Source organism: Verrucomicrobium sp. BvORR034, from assembly GCF_000739635.1.
In the GTDB taxonomy this organism is placed as follows: Bacteria; Verrucomicrobiota; Verrucomicrobiia; order Verrucomicrobiales; family Verrucomicrobiaceae; genus Verrucomicrobium.
In genome coordinates this window covers 1-17,166 of sequence record NZ_BATQ01000157.1, presented here as the reverse complement: position 1 = coordinate 17,166, position 17,166 = coordinate 1, and the positions used below count along the sequence as shown (strand labels likewise).

17 protein-coding genes are annotated in these 17,166 nt (G+C 61.7%); 8 read left to right on the top strand and 9 right to left on the bottom strand.

Features of this window, described 5'->3' with window-relative positions:
• Window positions 1-5: 5 nt before the first annotated feature.
• Together BV034_RS34295 and BV034_RS27790 are read left to right on the top strand one after the other, a co-directional pair.
• Window positions 6-962 (top strand): peroxiredoxin-like family protein, encoded by a 957-nt coding sequence (locus BV034_RS34295; RefSeq protein WP_265593547.1) that lies wholly within the window; start codon window positions 6-8, stop codon window positions 960-962.
• Window positions 963-1,158: 196 nt separating this feature from the next.
• Window positions 1,159-1,815 (top strand): rhomboid family intramembrane serine protease, encoded by a 657-nt coding sequence (locus BV034_RS27790; protein ID WP_050030215.1) that lies wholly within the window; start codon window positions 1,159-1,161, stop codon window positions 1,813-1,815.
• 107 nt (window positions 1,816-1,922) lie between these two features.
• Here the strand turns inward: BV034_RS27790 and BV034_RS27785 are convergent, their stop codons facing one another.
• The 4 genes from BV034_RS27785 to BV034_RS27770 form a co-directional block, all read right to left on the bottom strand.
• Entirely contained in the window at window positions 1,923-4,424 is a 2,502-nt protein-coding gene (locus BV034_RS27785) for a hypothetical protein (protein ID WP_050030214.1), read from the bottom strand.
• 604 nt (window positions 4,425-5,028) lie between these two features.
• Window positions 5,029-5,451: a hypothetical protein gene (locus tag BV034_RS27780; protein WP_050030213.1), complete on the bottom strand. Its 423-nt coding sequence runs from the start codon at window positions 5,449-5,451 to the stop codon at window positions 5,029-5,031.
• Window positions 5,452-5,463: 12 nt separating this feature from the next.
• Window positions 5,464-6,321 carry a ferredoxin family protein gene (locus BV034_RS27775; RefSeq protein WP_050030212.1) on the bottom strand — a complete coding sequence of 286 codons (858 nt, stop codon included), beginning with the start codon at window positions 6,319-6,321 and terminating at the stop codon, window positions 5,464-5,466.
• A gap of 73 nt (window positions 6,322-6,394) precedes the next feature.
• The gene (locus tag BV034_RS27770) at window positions 6,395-6,733 is read right to left on the bottom strand and encodes a hypothetical protein (RefSeq protein WP_050030211.1); all 339 of its coding nucleotides are present in this window, start codon (window positions 6,731-6,733) and stop codon (window positions 6,395-6,397) included.
• A gap of 150 nt (window positions 6,734-6,883) precedes the next feature.
• On the opposite strand from BV034_RS27770, the gene BV034_RS27765 reads away from it, so the two are divergent.
• Both BV034_RS27765 and cydB read left to right on the top strand, forming a co-directional pair.
• Complete coding sequence (locus BV034_RS27765) at window positions 6,884-8,308, top strand: cytochrome ubiquinol oxidase subunit I (RefSeq protein WP_050030210.1); 1,425 nt, start codon at window positions 6,884-6,886, stop codon at window positions 8,306-8,308.
• Between the two features lie 20 nt (window positions 8,309-8,328).
• On the top strand, window positions 8,329-9,360 hold the full coding sequence (cydB, locus tag BV034_RS27760; protein WP_050030209.1) for a cytochrome d ubiquinol oxidase subunit II: 1,032 nt from the start codon (window positions 8,329-8,331) through the stop codon (window positions 9,358-9,360).
• A 273-nt stretch (window positions 9,361-9,633) separates the two neighbouring features.
• On the opposite strand, the gene BV034_RS27755 is transcribed toward cydB, so the two are convergent.
• The 3 genes from BV034_RS27755 to BV034_RS27745 form a co-directional block, all read right to left on the bottom strand.
• Complete coding sequence (locus tag BV034_RS27755) at window positions 9,634-9,996, bottom strand: hypothetical protein (RefSeq protein ID WP_050030208.1); 363 nt, start codon at window positions 9,994-9,996, stop codon at window positions 9,634-9,636.
• A 424-nt stretch (window positions 9,997-10,420) separates the two neighbouring features.
• Window positions 10,421-11,626: a radical SAM protein gene (locus BV034_RS27750; RefSeq protein ID WP_050030207.1), complete on the bottom strand. Its 1,206-nt coding sequence runs from the start codon at window positions 11,624-11,626 to the stop codon at window positions 10,421-10,423.
• Between the two features lie 219 nt (window positions 11,627-11,845).
• Window positions 11,846-12,331: a glycine cleavage system protein H gene (locus BV034_RS27745; protein ID WP_050030206.1), complete on the bottom strand. Its 486-nt coding sequence runs from the start codon at window positions 12,329-12,331 to the stop codon at window positions 11,846-11,848.
• Between the two features lie 124 nt (window positions 12,332-12,455).
• On the opposite strand from BV034_RS27745, the gene BV034_RS27740 reads away from it, so the two are divergent.
• The 3 genes from BV034_RS27740 to BV034_RS27730 all read left to right on the top strand — a co-directional run bounded on the left by BV034_RS27740 (window position 12,456) and on the right by BV034_RS27730 (window position 14,575).
• Window positions 12,456-12,995 carry a hypothetical protein gene (locus BV034_RS27740; protein WP_050030205.1) on the top strand — a complete coding sequence of 180 codons (540 nt, stop codon included), beginning with the start codon at window positions 12,456-12,458 and terminating at the stop codon, window positions 12,993-12,995.
• 57 nt (window positions 12,996-13,052) lie between these two features.
• Window positions 13,053-13,433 carry a Rid family detoxifying hydrolase gene (locus tag BV034_RS27735; protein WP_009959493.1) on the top strand — a complete coding sequence of 127 codons (381 nt, stop codon included), beginning with the start codon at window positions 13,053-13,055 and terminating at the stop codon, window positions 13,431-13,433.
• Window positions 13,434-13,585: 152 nt separating this feature from the next.
• Window positions 13,586-14,575, top strand: a complete 990-nt coding sequence (locus BV034_RS27730; protein WP_050030204.1) for a DUF1080 domain-containing protein — start codon at window positions 13,586-13,588, stop codon at window positions 14,573-14,575.
• Between the two features lie 196 nt (window positions 14,576-14,771).
• Here BV034_RS27730 and BV034_RS27725 read toward each other — a convergent pair whose 3' ends face one another.
• A complete protein-coding gene (locus BV034_RS27725) occupies window positions 14,772-15,167 on the bottom strand; it encodes an FKBP-type peptidyl-prolyl cis-trans isomerase (RefSeq protein WP_009959498.1) in 396 nt (131 codons plus the stop codon).
• Between the two features lie 93 nt (window positions 15,168-15,260).
• The gene (rsgA, locus tag BV034_RS27720) at window positions 15,261-16,382 is read right to left on the bottom strand and encodes a ribosome small subunit-dependent GTPase A (RefSeq protein ID WP_050030203.1); all 1,122 of its coding nucleotides are present in this window, start codon (window positions 16,380-16,382) and stop codon (window positions 15,261-15,263) included.
• A 331-nt stretch (window positions 16,383-16,713) separates the two neighbouring features.
• On the opposite strand from rsgA, the gene BV034_RS27715 reads away from it, so the two are divergent.
• A complete protein-coding gene (locus BV034_RS27715) occupies window positions 16,714-17,010 on the top strand; it encodes a GIY-YIG nuclease family protein (protein ID WP_063768925.1) in 297 nt (98 codons plus the stop codon).
• The last annotated feature ends 156 nt before the right edge of the window (window positions 17,011-17,166 follow it).

The window sequence follows — 17,166 nt, the reverse complement described above, 5'->3', positions numbered from 1 at the left end:
TTGGCATGAACCCAAGATCCGCATCCAGCCCGGCCGCGCCGCGGTGGATGCGGATGATGCTTTGGGTTGCAGGAATTTACAACATCCTCTGGGGCGCCTGGGCGGTGCTCTTTCCCACAGCACTCTTTGACTGGCTGGGGATGGCGCAACCCAGCTATCCACAGTTGTGGCAGTGCATCGGCATGATCGTGGGTGTCTACGGGGTGGGCTACGCCATCGCCGCCACCGATCCCGCCCGCCACTGGCCGGTGGTGCTGGTCGGGCTGCTGGGGAAGGTGTTTGGACCCATTGGCATGGCGCAGGCAGTGTGGGAAGGTTCACTGCCCGCTGCCTTTGCGGTGACTTGTGTGACCAATGACGTCATCTGGTGGGTGCCCTTTGGCCTGGTGCTGAAGCACGCCTGGGAGGTGCACCTGGGACAATCAGAGGAGGCTGAGAAGGGTCCTCTGCCAGGAGAGAGGACCCTGCTTGCTGAGGCTGTGACCTCTACGGGGCAATCGCTCGCAGAGCTTTCCCAAGAAACCCCGTTGCTCCTGGTGTTTCTGCGTCACTCGGGTTGCACCTTCTGCCGGGAGGCTCTGGCGGATCTCGCCCGGGTTCGCCAGGCGATTGAAGCCTCCGGCACCCGGATCGCGCTAGTCCATATGGGCGAGCCCGCGGCTTTCGCGACCTTCTCCGGGCAGTACGGGCTGTCGGACCTTCCGGCGGTCGCTGATCCCTCCAGGCGACTCTACGGCGGCTTGGGGCTGAGGCGCGGGAAAATCAGCCAGTTGCTGGGGTGGAAAGTCTGGTGGCGCGGGTTCCAGGCGTTTCTGAGGGGGCATCGGGTCGGCAAATTTGAGGGTGACGTCACCCAGCTGCCCGGGGTGTTCCTTATTTTTCGCGGAGGCGTGTTGAGGCGGCATTTTCACCAGACATCGGCGGACAGGCCTGACTATCAAGTCCTTGCAAAAGCACCCTGAGTTGCGCCAGGGGGCTCCGAACTCAGGTGGAGGGTTCCCATTATTTTTTCTGGAGAAATTTTCCGTCCAATTGCAAGTGAGTCTGCGAATAATGGTCTGGAGCCGGAGGGCGGCTGGCATGGAAAACGCGGAATCCTGCCGCCGCCCTCCGGATGGGTTGGACAGATGAGGGGCTCCCGTCGTTGTTGGGGCATCTATGGTGATCGCCCCCATCAAGATTGAGACGCTGGCTTCCGGTCGCCCGTGGACAAACTGGGCCGTGATGGCGGTGTATGGAGCGGTCTTTTTTCTCGGTGGAGATGTCCAGATGGAGCCCTTGGCGCTGGATCGTCCTTTCAGTCTGGTGACCAGTCTCTTCTACCATGCGCAGGTTGCCTACTTTGCTTATTCCCTGTTGCTGCTGTGGGTCTTCGGGAACGTGCTGTGTCGCAGTGTGGGGGGCGTTTTGTACCTGCACATCTTTCTGGCGAGCGGTGTCGTGGGATCTGTGATGGGGCTGCTGGTGGCTGGTGCCGCGATGCCCGGAGCCGTCGGCGCGGCACATGGCGTGGCGGCAGCCGTGGTGGCCCTGTATCCGCTGAATGAAGCGACCCTTCTTTTTCTGGGGCGTGGTGGTGCGGGGGTTTATCACGTGCCGCTTTGGATGGCGGGCCTGGGCTGGCTGGGGATCTGCATTTTCGTAGCCCTGCTGCAGGTGTCGTGGTTGCCTTGGTGGCCGTTCGTGGGCGGCATGCTGGCAGGCTCCATTGCGGGAGTGCTGCTGCCGGCAACAGGCATGTTCGATCGGGTTCGAGATGAAAACCCGACCCTGTGGGATCTGCTCGTGCGCCCGTCACGGGAGGGCCGGCGCTGAGCACCGTACCGAGCTCGTCGAAAACGCCAAGCGCCCCTTGAAGTGGACAACGGCATGCACCACCAACCCTGCGCAGCCTTCAAGTCTTGAGTCTCCCGCGCAGCGGGTCAGACAAACTGTAGCATGGCCTCGTCGTCGTACCAGTCCAGCCCGTGCAGTTGCTCGATCTCATACTCTCCAGACCGGTGCAGCGGGAGGCCGAGATACTGCGCCAGGGCCAGGTCATAGGTGGCGAACAGGGACTTGAGCTCCGCGCTGCATCGGGCCGGATAGACCTCAAAGCACACCAGCCGCAAGTTGCTGGAGATCGCGATGAGCTGCCGCCCCACCACCTTTTGTTCCGAGTTGCGGGCATAGAGCACGTGTTTGTTCACGTCCAGTGCCACGGCCACGGCAGACTTGTCCCAGGCTCCTCCAGGGGCCAGACAGCTCTTCGCGTAGGTGCCCAGCTTGAGCTTCTCCTGCAGGTTGTGCTCCAGCGCCAGCCGCACGGTGCCTTCCTTCGTCAGCGTACGTTCCACCTCGAACCCGCTCTGCCAGTGCTCTCGCACCTGTGGTGGCAAGGTCTGCAGCCAACGCGCATTGGCCGGATGGTGGTGGAGCGTGGCGGCAGGCTGGTCGGCCACCATGCGGAGAGTGCGGTTCAGAGTGCGACGTCGGGTGGTCACGCTGCGGGCCATCAGCAGAGAGTGAAAATCCACTGCTGGCGCATTGCGCACCGCTGGGAAACTGCGGCGCTGGCAACAAGCCGCCAGATCCAACAGTACCCGGGCTTGCATCTTCACTGTCTCCACCCATGCCTCATACCGGTAGTGAGCCAGCACGTGGTCTGCCAGGGTGATGCTCCCGGCATGGTGCGCTCGCAGCTTGTCCGGCACCGGCTTTTCCCCGTCCTCCGCTGTAGCATCCAGCAGCGGGATCAGGCGATCCAGATCCAACCCACCGGGGTTGCAGGAAACGAGTGGATGCTCCTGGAACATCTGCCAGACTTCCTTCCGGGCGTGCTCTGGCAGGGTGCCCAGCGCATGCAGGAAGGTGACAAACCGGCCCGGGCAGTGCTGTAGCAGCGGCAGGTACAGGGTGGCATTCGCGTCCGCGTCTCGCAGCGCCATGCAGCCCCCCACCACCCACCACCGGTAGGAGCAGGTGCGGGATGCCTTTTCAAGATGCGCCAGGAGTGGCTGATTCTCCGCCACCTGCTGGAGACTGGAAGGGGGCAGCCGTCTGAAGAGGCAACCCAGAGGTTCTGCCACATCAGAGGAGTTGCATGAGGAGGCGGTCAACGTGCGGATCAGCGTCGGCGTGACCTCGACCAGCTCCCGCGCGGGTTGCATGCCAGTGTTGACCAGCAGACTGGCGAACACCTCAAGCGCCTTCAGTCGCATTTTCAAGGGAGTCTGCTCCAGGGTGCGGATCAGGCTGGGCAGGACAGGCCGTAGCCGGGACCAGCGTTTCTTGATCAGATCCGGATGCTGGCGTCGGCAGCGCCAGATATCGGCCAGCTTGATGAGGAGCCGTGCCAAGTGGTGCTGGGGCCACCAGCCTGGGCGGATGCTTTCCAGCACCTCGCCAAAGCCCTCCAGGCGACTGGCCGCCTCCCAAAGCCGTTCGCTGAGCATGACTTGGTCCCGTGCTGCCTTCTTCTTCATGGTTCTGACCAGCAGCACCCGAGGGAGTAGTTTCCTAAGGGGACGATAATGCGGCTGGCAGAGCAGGTTGCGATCGGGATCGGGCACAGGCAGGCCAGCTGCTCGCAGACGCAGCCAGCCCACGACGGTGCGCGGTTCCAGTCCCTTGGTGAGCAGCGTCAGAGGCTGCGTCCAATCCGGTGTGTGGGTACGCTTCAGATACTGCAGCAGGTGATCCATGCCCGGCGGGCAGGGTTGGTTGAGCAGGCCGGAGGCGTGGGCGAGTTCAAGGAAATTTGTGCTGGTGTGCACGGGATGGGCCAGTTGCGCCGTGCGCTGCCAGCCCGCTCCATGACGGCAGGCCCACAGGTGCAGTGCCGTCTGCCGGCTCGTGAGGTCCAGCGGAGTGCGGGCGAGGCATTGAAGCAAGGCCGCGCTCTGGCGTGTAGAGGTGCCAGAAGGCAGGGCCAGGATCAGCAGAGGTGCATACAGCATGATGTGGCAGGAATCCTCCAGATCCACCGTGAGATGCGCGTGGTAGTGCAGCAGGGGATCCGCCACCAGCGCCGCGGTGGGCACGGGCGGGGGCGTAGTCTCTCTGGCCACGGCCTCGCCCCACCAGGGGGCAAGCTCCAGAAGTAGTTGCCTGACGCACGCAGGGTCATTGAGCCACGGGCGGATGTCCCGGGCATGGTCCAGCGCAGGCAGCGGGCGACTGGCCAGTGCGGGCGGCCCGTAGGTCTGGCGCAGCACCGTGAGCAGCGCGCGCAGCGTGGCGGTGTTCCGCCTCGCATGGGTCAGCGCCTGCCACGCGGCGTGGATTTCTACAAAGGGAGACCTCCTGCCGGGGAGCTTTTGCGGAAACGGCTCCAGGTGGAGCTGCAGGGATTCTCTCTTCAGCCGGCGGTCCATCTTCTCCACCACGCCCACCCAGGTGAGCCCATGAGGTTGGCGGAGAACAGGCAGTGAAAGCGATGACATAAACAAGAACAGGGTAAAAGGAGGAGTGGGATGCAGGAAACAAGCACAGGGAGAGCGTCCGGCCGTCAGCCCGGATCAAGGGGGGAGGTCGGTGGGAACGAGGGCGCAGCAAGGCCCCGTCAGGGAGGGCCACAGGGATCTGGCGAGCAGAATGGGGTGGGCAGGAACAAGCCCGCAGCCGCAGACATGGATGCACCGCACCGGAACTCGGTGAGGGATCGACGCACAGTCCTGGACTAGGCGGCAATTTAGCCGCACCGGCTCACCTTAGGAGCCGGGACTGGATGCAAGAGGGAATGTAGCGATGGCATTCACCATGCCGCCATCGTCCCATGTTGGCGGAGAAATGCAAGAGACAATTTTTCGATGGCGAAGGGGGGTGGGGGCGCAGGTTGTTACATGAACCCATTGAAGAGCGGAATTCCAACAATGCCATGTCATTGGAGTGGGAGGTGGATTGGGATTGAAGAGACATAGACTCCCAGACATGCCAAGCGCGCGACGCGTCGACCAACGTGGCTCGTCCTTCTCGCTTATCTCCCACCATCGCGCTATCCCCACCACCCGCTCCGCTCACACTCGGGGCTGGGAACCCCCGCCTCCTTTAAGCTTCCCGGCTGGTGTAACTCTGCTCACCCCGTTCCCGCCACCACTCCGGCAATCCAGGATTCACCCACTTCCAAAATACCCCGTGATAACGCGGCAGGCGCATCTCCTGAAGGATCAGAGAGATGCTCAGCCCCAGCGCCAGCCCCAATGCCACTCGCAGGTCCAGCCACTCCATCCCGAGCGAGAGCGCAGCCAGCACGATGAAGGCGCCCGCCCACACCAGCTCCGGCTTCCGGTCAATGCGGAAGACATTGCAGAACAAAAAGAAGTGCCCGATGACAAATGCCGCGAGCAGGGCCAGTTCTCCTGCGAAACCGGCCAGCCACCAGATCAAGCCTGCGCCCAGAATCAGCACGAACGCATCCGTCCACGAGAAGCGGAACCCAGGCGCGAACCGAGAGTTGTCCGGCGAAGGCATGGCGGAGCCACCTTACGCCGGTTGGGCGTTCAGGGCAGCTTGGGCTCTGGCCTGAGCCTCTTCTGCCTTGCGCATGATCTCGTCGGGGGAGGGCAGGGAGGCCAGAACCTCGGCGGGGATGAAGCCATCCTGCGCCATTTTGGTGAGGCACTTCTTGCGCTCTTCCAGCGCCTTGTCCGCACTGCGTTCTTTGGAGAAACGGGACTTCGCGGCTTCACTGCGATCCCGCAGGCGTGCGTAGATGTCGCCGCCCAGCAAGCTGCTGATGTCCACCTTCATCTTTTCCCGCCGGAGGTCTTCCTCATTCACGACTTCACCGTTGATCGGGCCAGCCTGGTGCTTGGGGAACATGATCGCCACTTCCGGGCAGACACGGGAGCAGGCGGGGCAGTTGGTCTTGCAGTTGTCGTTGTTTTGCACCTGGATCTTGCCGTCTTTGCTCACGCCATACACGTCGAAGAGGCAGAAGCTCAGGCACTGCATGCAGTTGGTGCAGCGGGAGTAGTCGATGACCGGAAACCAAGGCTTCCAGGTGCCGGGCTGGTTCATCGGCTTGTTGCCGCGGGCCTTCTCCACGAGGGAGACGATGTCCGGCGTGCCCAGGCCGGTGATGTCCCGGGCCTCGATCGTCACCTTCCCCGTGGCGTCCTCCAGATCTGGCGCCTGCTGATTCTGAAACTGCCCAAGCACCAGCAGAGAGCGGTCATCATGCGGAAAGCCGGTGGAGCCTTGGGCGGTGGCGCGAGTCACCGCATAGCCTTTGTCCAGCAGGGCGGCCATGACCTGGGCGCGCGCCTGGGCCGAGAGCGCGATGGCACCATTGCCTTCATAGAGGACGACGCGCAGAGGACGGGCGGTGTGGGTGATCATCTCGGTAAAGCGGTAAGTCGGTAAAACAGTAAATCAGTGGGGCGGCCCTGTGGTAGGGGGGAAGGGGATCAGATCAGGCTTTCAGCATGGCCTCGGAGACCTCGTCGATGGACTGTACGCGCATGTTCAGGATCTCGACGCCGTCTTCCGGCAGTGGGCATTCGGCCTGGCGGAAAAGGCCACGCACCACTCGGGGGAAGCAGGCGGCGATCCGGATGGGGGTGCTGTCGGCAAAGGCCTTCAAGCGCTCGTCACGGTGGGCGGCCATCTCGCAGAGATCGGCCACGGATTCAAAGCCCGCTCCAGAGTCGCAGAGCTTTGCCAGCACGCCGTCTTTCACCGATTGCGGGACGACCTGGGCGTACGCGCAGCGGCAGTAGAGGAGTTTGGGTGATGGCGATGTTTCAGACATTGATTTGAATTGCAGTATGACGGGGCTAGATTACGCGCACAAGCGCCATTCAGAGCAGACGCAGGCTGGAACGGAGTCTTTCAGAAAGAGGCCATTCCGGTACGCAGACTGCAGTGGGGGCGGTTGAAAGGAGAATCAAAGTCCAGCATTATGGATGATGTCCTGTTCCTCTCGCGGCTGCAGTTTGCGCTGACGATTTCCTTTCACTACATCTATCCGCCGCTAAGCATCGGGTTGGGGGTGGTTCTGGTGGTGATTGAAGGCCTTTGGTTGAAGACGGGAAACGTCATCTACCACCAGATGGCGCGGTTTTGGACACGCATCTTCGCCCTCACGTTCGCGATTGGGGTGGCCACGGGGATCGTGATGGAGTTTGAGTTCGGCACCAACTGGGCCACCTACTCCCGCTTCGTGGGGGATGTCTTCGGCTCCGCGCTCGCGGCGGAGGGCATTTTTGCCTTCTTCCTGGAGTCTGGCTTTCTCGCCGTGCTGCTCTTTGGCTGGGACAAGGTGGGGCGGAAGATGCACTACTTCTCCACGTGGATGGTGTGCCTGGGGGCGCACTTCTCCGCGGTGTGGATCGTGGTGGCCAACTCCTGGCAGCAGACCCCGGCGGGCTACCATATCGTGGGGGAGGGGATCAAGGCCCGGGCAGAGATCACGGACTTCTGGGCCATGGTGTTCAACCCCTCCTCCGTGGACCGGCTTAGCCACACTCTCTGCGGGTGCTGGCAGGCGGGGGCCTGGCTGGTGGTGAGCGTCAGCGCCTGGTACTTGTGGAGGCGGCGGCATGTCCAGTTCGCCCAGCGGTCCATCCGGGTGGGCCTGGCAGTGGCGCTGGTGGCCTCCCTGCTGCAACTCGTCACGGGGCACTCCAGTGCGGAGGGGGTGGCCAGGAACCAACCTGCCAAATTGGCGGCGTTTGAGGGGCATTATGCCACGGAGCCTGGCAAGCTCTGGCTCTTTGGCTGGGTGGACCAGGAGAAGGAGGAGGTGAAATTCGGACTCGGTATTCCCAAGATGCTGTCCTGGCTGGTGCATGGCGATGGGAACAAGCCGGTGACCGGCCTGCGGGATATCCCCAAGGCAGACCGGCCTTCGCGGGTGAACTTTGTTTTCCAGACCTATCACCTGATGGTGGGCATCGGCATGGCGCTCATCGGACTGGCGGTCTTGAGCAACTGGCTGATCTGGCGGAAACAGTTCTTCAGCAAACGGTGGCTGATGCTGGTGCTGGTATTCTCCGTGTTGGGGCCACAGTTTGCCAATCAGTTCGGCTGGTGGTCAGCGGAGGTGGGGCGTCAGCCGTGGATTGTCTATGGCTTGCTGAGGACTTCGGAGGGCATCTCCAAGGTGCTGACGGCAGAGGCGGTCATCGCCTCGCTGATCATGTTCACCGTGATTTACGTGCTGTTGTTCGCCGTCTTCATCTATCTGCTGAATGAGAAGATCCAGCATGGACCCGACGAGAAGGATCTCACTCCCACGGGCAAGCTGGCCATCGCAGCCCCCGTCCTGGATGTGATCGCCGAGGAGGCGGATGAATCTCGCACGGAACCTGAATCTCAGACCTGAGGCCTCACCCCCTGCTCCCCATGGACTTCGGCAATCTCGACCTTCCCTTCATCTGGTTCTTGCTCGTCGGCGTGCTTTTCACTGGGTATGCGATGCTGGACGGGTTCGATCTCGGCGTCGGGGCTCTGCATCTCTTCGCGAAGAAGGACGAGGAGCGGCGCATCCTGCTCAATGCCATCGGTCCCGTCTGGGATGGAAATGAGGTCTGGCTGGTCACGGGTGGTGGGGCTTTGTTCGCCGCGTTCCCGCCGGTGTATGCCACGGTGTTCTCCGGGTTTTACCTCGCCTTCATGCTCCTGCTCATGGGCCTGATCTTCCGCGCGGTGGCGATCGAGTTCCGATCCAAACGTCCGGAAAGATGGTGGCGGCAGATGTGGGACGTCTCCTTCTGCCTCGGCAGCGTCATGAGCAGCTTCGTCATTGGCGTGGCCATGGGGAATGTGGTGTGGGGCGTGCCCATTGATGCGGATGGGGAGATGCGGGCGAGCTTTCTGAGCCTGCTGCACCCCTACGCCCTGCTGTTGGGCGTCACCACCGTGGCCCTGTTTGCCATGCATGGGGCCATCTACGCTCTCATGAAGACGGAAGGACGCTTCCATCACCGCATCCGGCGCTGGATCAATCCGTGCATCATCACGTTCATCATGCTGTATGCCACCACTACGCAGGCCACGCTGCTGTACTGCCCGCACATGACTGAGCGGATCAAAGAGCATCCAGCGTTTTTGATCATCGCCGGTGTGAACATGCTGGCGATTGCGAACATCCCGCGGGCCATTCATCTGAAGAAGGATTTCCAGGCCTTCCTGAGCTCATGCATGGCCATGATCGCTCTGATGTCCCTGTTCGGGGCGGGATTGTTCCCCAACATGCTTCCCTCGAACCCGAATCCCGAGCATTCATTGACCGTGTACAATGCCTCCTCATCGCGCGGCACCCTGGGCGTGATGCTCACCATCGCCTTGATCGGCGTCCCGATTGTACTGGCCTACACCGTGTCCATCTACTGGATCTTCCGGGGCAAGGTGAAGAAGGAGCATCTGGTGTATTGAGGGGGGGAGGGGGGTGTTCTCACACGAAGGCACAAAGGCACGAAGAGCTTCATCAGCAGCACGTCGCGTCCCCGAATGGAAAAGGAGGCGGGGGTTCCCAGCCCCGCTCACACCACAAACGTGCCACGAGCTGCTTTGCTCCTGCTACCTCAGGGATAGTTCGGACTGAGCCGCGTAAACGCGGTACTCCAACCCTGACGGCGGACCGGAGATCGTAGTCCGGCTGTCCTCAGCCGGTGCGGCATCAAATGGGCACCTCCTCCATCCTTCACTTCACAACCCGCGAACCAGTAGTTTCATCGACATCAAAACCGTCATCGCACAGAACAACCCGAGCGCCACTGTGAGCCCCACGCCGATCATTGACTGGCGGGGCGTGATCATCGCCACGCGTCCTTCGGTGTCTGCCCAGAGAGTGGCTGCGAGGCCCCAGACCAGTGGCACCAGCAGGAGCAGTGGGCCTGCGCTGAGCATCCATTCGAGCATCCCGGAAAGGCGTTTGAATTGCAGTCCCGCGCCTGCCGCGTGCAACTCGTATAGCTTGTGAAAGGTGCGGACCACCAGGATGGAAACGACAATCACGCTCGCTTGAATGATCGCTAGCGTCCCGACAAGCGGTGGGGGGAATCGGAGCATGATCTGAGCAGCATACCCCGGGGGCGGCGCGTAGCACAAGCCATTAGTGACTCCCCAGTCGCCTGTCTCTCCGTCTCCTTCGCTCCCATTCTCGCGGGGCCGGAGACCCCGCCTCCTTTACCCTGCGGCCAAGTCAAACGGCAGTTTGTTCGCGGAACAAAGGAGGCGGGGGTTCCCAGCCCCGCTCACGCCACAAACGTGCCACGAGCTGCTTTCTTCCTGCCATGTCAGCGTCAACTCGTCCTGACCGCGTAAACGCGGAACTCCAACCCCGACGGCGGACCGGAGATCGTAGTCCGGCTGTCCTCAGCCGATGCCACCTCATCCGCGCCCCCACCACCCTAACTCCCATCCTGTTAATCCTTCAAAATCTTGTCAATCCTGTCTCTCCAAGTTTTCATCTACCCCTGACTTCCTCTCTCCCTCACTTCTTCAGCGCGTGATACACGCCGAAGTCTTGATAAAAGAACCGCTTGGCCACCCAGTACATCCAGTGCTGCTCGGGGATTTCCTCTTCCTTCACCCACTGGCTGGTGCGCGGGGTCATGCTGTCCAGTTCCTTCATGGCCGTCTGGCGCATGGTGGTGTCATGGGCACCATGTTTCAGGGCGATCTCTTTGACCAGGTCCGGGCGCTCCAGCACCACGCAGCCGCGGGTGTGTTGCGCGGCGATCTCGCGGAAGTCCTTGAGGAAGCCTGAGGAGGTGAAAGTTTCATAGACCCCGCGGGAGTCTTTGATGTTCTCCGTGGCGAACTGGATGATCGGGCAGGGCTCGATGTCGCCCTTGGGGCCGACGTGGTGGCTGATGCCGGTGGCCATGGGGCAGAGCGCCTGACCGGCGTGGTCGTAGTAGGCATCCACAATCGCAATGGGCTGCCGTGCGCGCTGCTGCACGATAAATTTCCTCGCCCGCGTGATCTGCTCCGGTGTCAATGCCAGCTCAGCATTGATCTTGGGGCCCACGGGGCGGTAGGTGTGGAACCACGTGTAATGCACGCCCATGTCGATGAGCTTCTTGAGCCACTCGACGGAGAGCAGGTCATCGATGTTCGTCTGGCACAGGCTGGTGGCCACCCCGGTGAGAAGCTTCTGATCCAGGCAGTGGCGCAGGCCGCGCAGAGTGCGGTTGAGCACATCCTTGTTGCCGCGGCGCTCATCGCTCACGGTGCTGGTGCCTTCGATGCTCACCAGCGGGGTGGCGTTGCCAATCTGCCGCAGGGCTTTGGCCGTCTTCTCGGTGATCAACTGGCCGTTCGTAAACACCTGAAAATAGGCGTCCGGGTGCTGCGCTAGAAAGTCCAGCAACTCGGGGTGCATGAAGGGCTCACCGCCCAGGATGCCGAAGAAGCTGTTCCCGTGGGACATGGCGTTGTTCACGGTCCGGTTCAGCGTGTCCAGATCGATGGCATTGCGCGGGGCCTCCACATCCACCCAGCAGCCCTGACAACGCAGGTTGCAGGAGTTCAAGATGGAGAGGTACAGGAACGGCGGGAAGTACACGCCCTGTTTCATCCGCTTCTTAAACAACATCACGGACCGCGCCCCTTTGTACCCGAAATTCCACGCGAGCTTCGCCAGACACTGTGGGTCCACCGTGCTGAGGATGCGAGAGCCGAGGCTGAAAATCATGTGCTGGGTAGTTTGGAAGTGCTGATGCTGCGGGTGTCAGTAGGCAGTCTTTAGCAAAGCGGAGCAAGTCTAGAAAGTGACAACGTCAGCCGAAGCTCTTTTGACACGCAAAATCTCGATTCGCTGGATACGGGGATTTCTGACGCACTGATCACTGCCCACTGACGCACTACGCCCCACGAGCCAGCCACCTTCCCGCCCGGCCCATCGCCTATCGAGCTACCCCTCTCCCTCGCCCGGGTCCTCAGGGTACCCCGCGTCCTGCATCTTCTGGATGATCTTGCCCAGCAGTTCCACGTACTCGTGTACGTCCAGGCTGTCGGGCTCGGGCTCGCCGCGGGCGGCGTAGAGCCAGCCGTCCACATACGGATCACTTTTCACGATGCAGGCATCCGCCTGTAGGATGGCATTGGTGCCAGCGAAGGTGCCGTCCATCACGCAGTACACGTCGCTGGCGGCCTTGAAGCCCTCCACGCTGCCAATGGTTTGCCCCGGCTCAATGGGCGTGCCGATCTCCAGAGGGAACTGGCTGTCCACCAGTTCACCCAGCATGCGGGTGGCAAATTTTGTGAACCCCACGTGCCAAAGACCCTCTTCACCCTCCACCTGTGACATCCAGTAGTGGGAGGGGGAGTAGCGGAATCCCTCAGGGAAGCGGGCGGAAAACCGGGCGTGCTTGAAGCGGACGTAGTTGAGGGAGGCCATGGAGGGCGGCAAAAGGAGACCGGAAACCCGGGGATGCAAACGTGTTTTCGAGGTACGCGTTCGGTTGAGTGACGGAGAGCAAATTTCATTGGCCGTGGCCCCCGGGGCACTGTAGGCGTGGCGCATGAAGTCACTCCGTGCCCTGCTCGCTGCTCTGGCGACGCTTTGTGCCCTGTCGCTGTCGTCCTGCACCTATTTCGGCGTCAATGCTCCGCCCGTCCCGCCGATCGGGACGCAAGTCACCTGGCCACCTGCGAATTTTTCAGAGGTGCGTGGCTACTGCTACGACTACACGGCTGAAGAAGAGCGGTCGTTTTTCGTGAATGGTCGCATGCACAGCGGGGTGCTGGATCCCCGCGGGGTGACCTTGCGCCCGGACCAAGTGCGCCGGTTGCTGGACGCGTTGACCGTTTCTCAGGGCAAGCAATCCCGCACGCCCTGCTACAAGCCCCACCACGCGTTCGTCTTCTACAACTCCCAAGGCAAGGTAGCAGCTGTGTTTGAGATGTGCTTTGGCTGCAATAAATTCCGCGAAACGCCGGAGGGGCTGCCGGAGTACGTGGACACGGCGGGGCTCTACGCCCTGTGTCAGGAACTGGGCCTTCCTCTTGGGCAGGGCAATCAATTTTACACGGACGTTTGCCAGCTTCGCCGGGTGCGCTAGTAAATAGGCCCGCGTCGGCCCCTTCAATCCATTCGACGCCCTACACACCACCTCACCATGGAAATCATCTCCGCCCCCAACGCTCCCGCCGCCGTCGGCCCGTACTCCCAGGCCGTCCGCACGGGCAACCTCCTCTTCTGCTCCGGCCAGATCCCGATCGTCCCCGCCTCCGGCAAGATCGAAGCCACCGACGTGGAAGGCCAGGCCCTGCAGGTCATCGCCAACATCAAGGCCGTGCTGGCCGGCGCTGGGCTGACGATTCAGAACGTGGTCAAGTCCACCATGTTCCTCCAGGACATGGGCGACTTCCCCAAGGTGAACCCCCTGTATGAAGCAGGGTTCGAAGGCCACAAGCCCGCCCGCTCCACCATCCAGGTGGCCAAGCTCCCGCTCGGCGCCCTCGTCGAGATCGAAGTGATCGCTGAGTTCGCGGCGTAAGCGGGCCCTGTCGATTTGTTCTCGTTTCGCGCTGGCCGGTGTTGCACCGGTCAGCGCTTTCTTTTTGCATGGGCGAGTTGCTCTCACGCCTGTCAGAATCTGACAGGGTATTCACGATAGTTTCCCCGCCCTCCGGGCGTTGAGGCTTTTCCATGACACTCTTTACCTCCTCACGGACCTTCCTCCTTGGTGGCATTCTGGCTGCCAGCCTTTCCGCCTCCGTTTTCGCCGCCAGCCCTTATGAGGGCCGCTGGGCTCTGACTCTGCCCAACGGCGGCGCTGGCTGGCTGGGGATCGAAGAAACGGGCGGCAAACTTCAGGGCAGCATCCTCTGGGGCGGTGGCAGCGTGGTGCCGGTGCAGGAGGTGAAGGTGGAAGGCGACACCCTGAAGGTCATTCGTCTCTCCAAGGCGAAGAACCCCAAGACTCAGGCGGAAGAGCAGGTCACCGAGACCATCACGGCGAAGGCCACCGGTGATGACCTCAAGCTCAGCACCGTGAAGGTGAAGGCTGATGGCAAGGAGTTCGCCCAGGGCGACTTCACCGGCAAGCGCATCGCCGCCATCCCGGCCAAGCCTGACCTTTCCAAGGTGAAGTACGGTGAGCCCGTCTCGATCTTCAACGGCAAGGATCTCTCCGGCTGGACGCTCATGAATCCCAAGTCTGACAACGGCTGGAGCGTGGTGGACGGCGTGCTGCAGAACCGCGTGGAGAAAGGCAAGCACCACGGTAACATCCGCACCGAGAAGGAGTTCGAGGACTTTAACCTGAAGCTCGAAGTCCGCACCCAGGAGAAGAGCAACAGCGGGATCTACCTGCGCGGCATCTATGAAGTGCAGGTGGCGGAGACCTTCGGCAAGCCGCTGGACTCCCACAACATGGGCGGGCTCTACAGCCGCATCACGCCCTCCGTGGCCGCAGAGAAGGCGATTGGAGAGTGGCAGACGTTCGACATCACGCTCGTGGACCGTCACCTCACCGTGATCCTCAACGGCAAGACCATCATCGACAACCAGCCCGTGCTGGGCTGCACCGGTGGGGCGATCACCAGCGATGAGACCAAGCCCGGCCCGATCTATCTCCAGGGCGACCACACCAACATCGACTTCCGCAACTTCGTGTTGCGTCCGGTGGTGAAGTGAGGAGAGGGCTCCAATTCAATTTTACTACAGAGCCATAGAGGACTCAGAGGCTGATTTTTAGACAGAACTTGAGTTTCTGAGTCTGGGTCGTTTCGTGGTTCTCGGTCAAAAAAACAGGTCATAAGAGCCAGTGGCTTTTATGACCTGTTTTGTTAGGGCCTCATCCAGGTGATGGGGCGGGGACTTGGCGGGGACCTCAGTTCACCTTGAGCAGTTCCACTTCAAAAATAAGAGCCTCGTTCGGCCCGATGTCACGCCCGGCGCCGCGGCTGCCGTAGGCGAGCTTGGAGGGGATGTAGAACTCAAACTTCGCGCCTTCCTGCATGAGCTGCACACCTTCTGTCCAGCCTGCGATCACGCGGTTGAGCGGGAAGCTGATGGGCTCCTTGCGCTTGTAGGAACTGTCGAACTCCGTGCCGCTGATCAGCGTGCCGCGGTAGTGCACCAGCACGGTGTCGGTGGCCTTGGGGCTCTTGCCGGTGCCCGGGGTGAGCACTTTGTACTGGAGGCCGCTGGCGGTGGTGGTCACGCCTTCTTTTTTGGCGTTGTCTTCCAGAAATTTTTCGCCTTTGGCGAGGGCAATGTCAGACATGATGCAGGTGGGTGTTTCGGTTTGGTTTTTGACTAGGAAAGGAAAACCTAGACCCGTCCGGGTCATCGGCAAGCACAACCTCTCAGGCTGCTCTCAGGCCCGGGGGCGCAGGTCCTGCTCGTACTCCATCCGGTCGGTCCGGTTGCGGGCCTTGATCTTGTGATCCCGCTTGAAGCGCCGCTCCACGGTCATCTGACGCGTCTTCTTCCGCTTGAGCAGTTTGGCGATTTCTTCATCCAGCTTCAGATAGCCGAGGTGGCGTTCTTTATCGAGCCGGCCCTCTTCCACCGCGATGCGGATGGCGCAGCCCACGTCCTTGCCGTGTTTGCAGTCCTGAAAGCGGCACTGCATGGCCAGATCCTCGATGTCGGCAAAGCGTTCCCGCAGGATCGTCTCGTCCGTCCACATCTGGATCTCCTTGATCCCCGGGTTGTCCACCACGATCCCGCCCTTGCGCAGCACCATCAGCTCCCGTGCCGTGGTGGTGTGGCGGCCCTTGCCGGTGATCTCGTTGACCTCGCCGGTGAACTGGAACTCGTCTCCCAGCAGTTCATTGATGAGGGCGGACTTGCCCACGCCGCTGGATCCGATGAAGGCCAGGGTGTGCCCCTTGGTGAGGTAGGGCTTCAGTGTCTGCTTGAAAATGCGCGGTTTCATCGCGCTGCAGAGGTGCACCTCCGCATCGGGATTGAGCCCTTGAATGGCCTCGACCGCCGCCTGGTTCTGATCGGCTGCGAAGAGGTCAGACTTGTTCACCAGCACCACGGCACGGGCTCCGCTGCGCCCGATGACGGTGAAGTACCGCTCCATGCGGCGGAGATTGAGATCGGGACCGCTCTCCGTCACCACCACCACGATGGTGGGATTCGCCACGATGACCTGTTCCTCCGTGCTGTGGCCAGCTGATTTGCGGGAGAGGCAGGTCTGCCGGGAGAGCCGGGCCCGGATGACGGTGTCGCGATCTTCATCCCCCAGTTCCAGCGCCACCCAGTCTCCCACAGCGGGCAGGTCGGCGTCGGTGGCGGCGTCATGGTACACCTTGCCGCTCATGACCACCTCGTATTCCTCGAAGCGGCCTTTCTCGACCGTGAGTGCTCCGTAGGTGATCTTGTTGTCGCGGATCAGGCGCGCAGGCACCCAGCCGTTCGCAGCACAGGGGGCGAACTCCTTCTCAAACGTGTCATTCCAACCAAGATCAGCGAGGGCAACAGGCACGGGGAAGGGATAAGGGATAAGGGGCGTGGGTCAAGAGGAAGCATTCTCAGGAACGTGTACCCCCAGTGGACCTGCGGTTTGAGCCGGTGCGGGCGAGCTACACGCCTGCGCTGGGCACGCCGCACTGTTTCATGCGGGTGCGGATCGTGAAACCCTAGCGGGAGATGAACGCAGGCTTGGCAGGCGGCCGGGATCTGCCAGATTCCCGGCACCCACCATGACCCTGAGCCTGAGCCGCAAGCAAGCCCGCGCCTCCAGCCGGAAGAAGCGTCCCGCAGCTCCTGCGAGTGATGACGCTGACGCCGGCCTGGACGCGTCGGCTTCCGCTTCGGTGGCGACGTGGTGCCTCTATGTGCTGCGTTGCGCGGACCGCTCCCTTTACTGCGGCATCACCAACGACGTGGAGCGCCGTCTGGCCCGCCACAGCGCCGGCACCGGTGCCCGGTACACCCGCGGTCGCGGCCCCCTGGTGCTGGAGCGCTCCTGGCCTGCAGACTCCAAATCAGAAGCCTTGAAGATGGAATTGAGGTTCAAGAAACTACGTAAGGCCCACAAGGAACAGGCTGTGCAGGCAGAGGGGCGCGACTGGGCGGTTGAGACAAAAGACTCAAGACCTGAGGTAGGATAACGTAGCGCAGATTGGCAATCTGCTGTGCCGCCGATTGGTAATCGGCACCTTTCGCGCGTTCCTTTCACCTCTCTCCAACCTCGCAGGACCGTGTCTATGACTAAGCCAAAACACAGCTCCCCCGCTTAAAAGCCAATGCCATCAGGGAATAGTGGA

Coding starts and splice junctions, on each gene's coding strand:
- BV034_RS27780 (WP_050030213.1), bottom strand. CDS start 5,451: ATGCCTTCGCCGGACAACTCTCGGTTCGCGCCTGGGTTCCGCTTCTCG.
- BV034_RS27755 (WP_050030208.1), bottom strand. CDS start 9,996: ATGCTCCGATTCCCCCCACCGCTTGTCGGGACGCTAGCGATCATTCAA.
- BV034_RS27740 (WP_050030205.1), top strand. CDS start 12,456: ATGAAGTCACTCCGTGCCCTGCTCGCTGCTCTGGCGACGCTTTGTGCC.
- BV034_RS27725 (WP_009959498.1), bottom strand. CDS start 15,167: ATGTCTGACATTGCCCTCGCCAAAGGCGAAAAATTTCTGGAAGACAAC.
- BV034_RS27750 (WP_050030207.1), bottom strand. CDS start 11,626: ATGATTTTCAGCCTCGGCTCTCGCATCCTCAGCACGGTGGACCCACAG.
- BV034_RS27735 (WP_009959493.1), top strand. CDS start 13,053: ATGGAAATCATCTCCGCCCCCAACGCTCCCGCCGCCGTCGGCCCGTAC.
- BV034_RS27765 (WP_050030210.1), top strand. CDS start 6,884: ATGGATGATGTCCTGTTCCTCTCGCGGCTGCAGTTTGCGCTGACGATT.
- BV034_RS27775 (WP_050030212.1), bottom strand. CDS start 6,321: ATGATCACCCACACCGCCCGTCCTCTGCGCGTCGTCCTCTATGAAGGC.
- cydB (WP_050030209.1), top strand. CDS start 8,329: ATGGACTTCGGCAATCTCGACCTTCCCTTCATCTGGTTCTTGCTCGTC.
- BV034_RS27790 (WP_050030215.1), top strand. CDS start 1,159: ATGGTGATCGCCCCCATCAAGATTGAGACGCTGGCTTCCGGTCGCCCG.
- BV034_RS27770 (WP_050030211.1), bottom strand. CDS start 6,733: ATGTCTGAAACATCGCCATCACCCAAACTCCTCTACTGCCGCTGCGCG.
- BV034_RS27785 (WP_050030214.1), bottom strand. CDS start 4,424: ATGTCATCGCTTTCACTGCCTGTTCTCCGCCAACCTCATGGGCTCACC.
- BV034_RS27730 (WP_050030204.1), top strand. CDS start 13,586: ATGACACTCTTTACCTCCTCACGGACCTTCCTCCTTGGTGGCATTCTG.
- BV034_RS34295 (WP_265593547.1), top strand. CDS start 6: ATGAACCCAAGATCCGCATCCAGCCCGGCCGCGCCGCGGTGGATGCGG.
- BV034_RS27745 (WP_050030206.1), bottom strand. CDS start 12,331: ATGGCCTCCCTCAACTACGTCCGCTTCAAGCACGCCCGGTTTTCCGCC.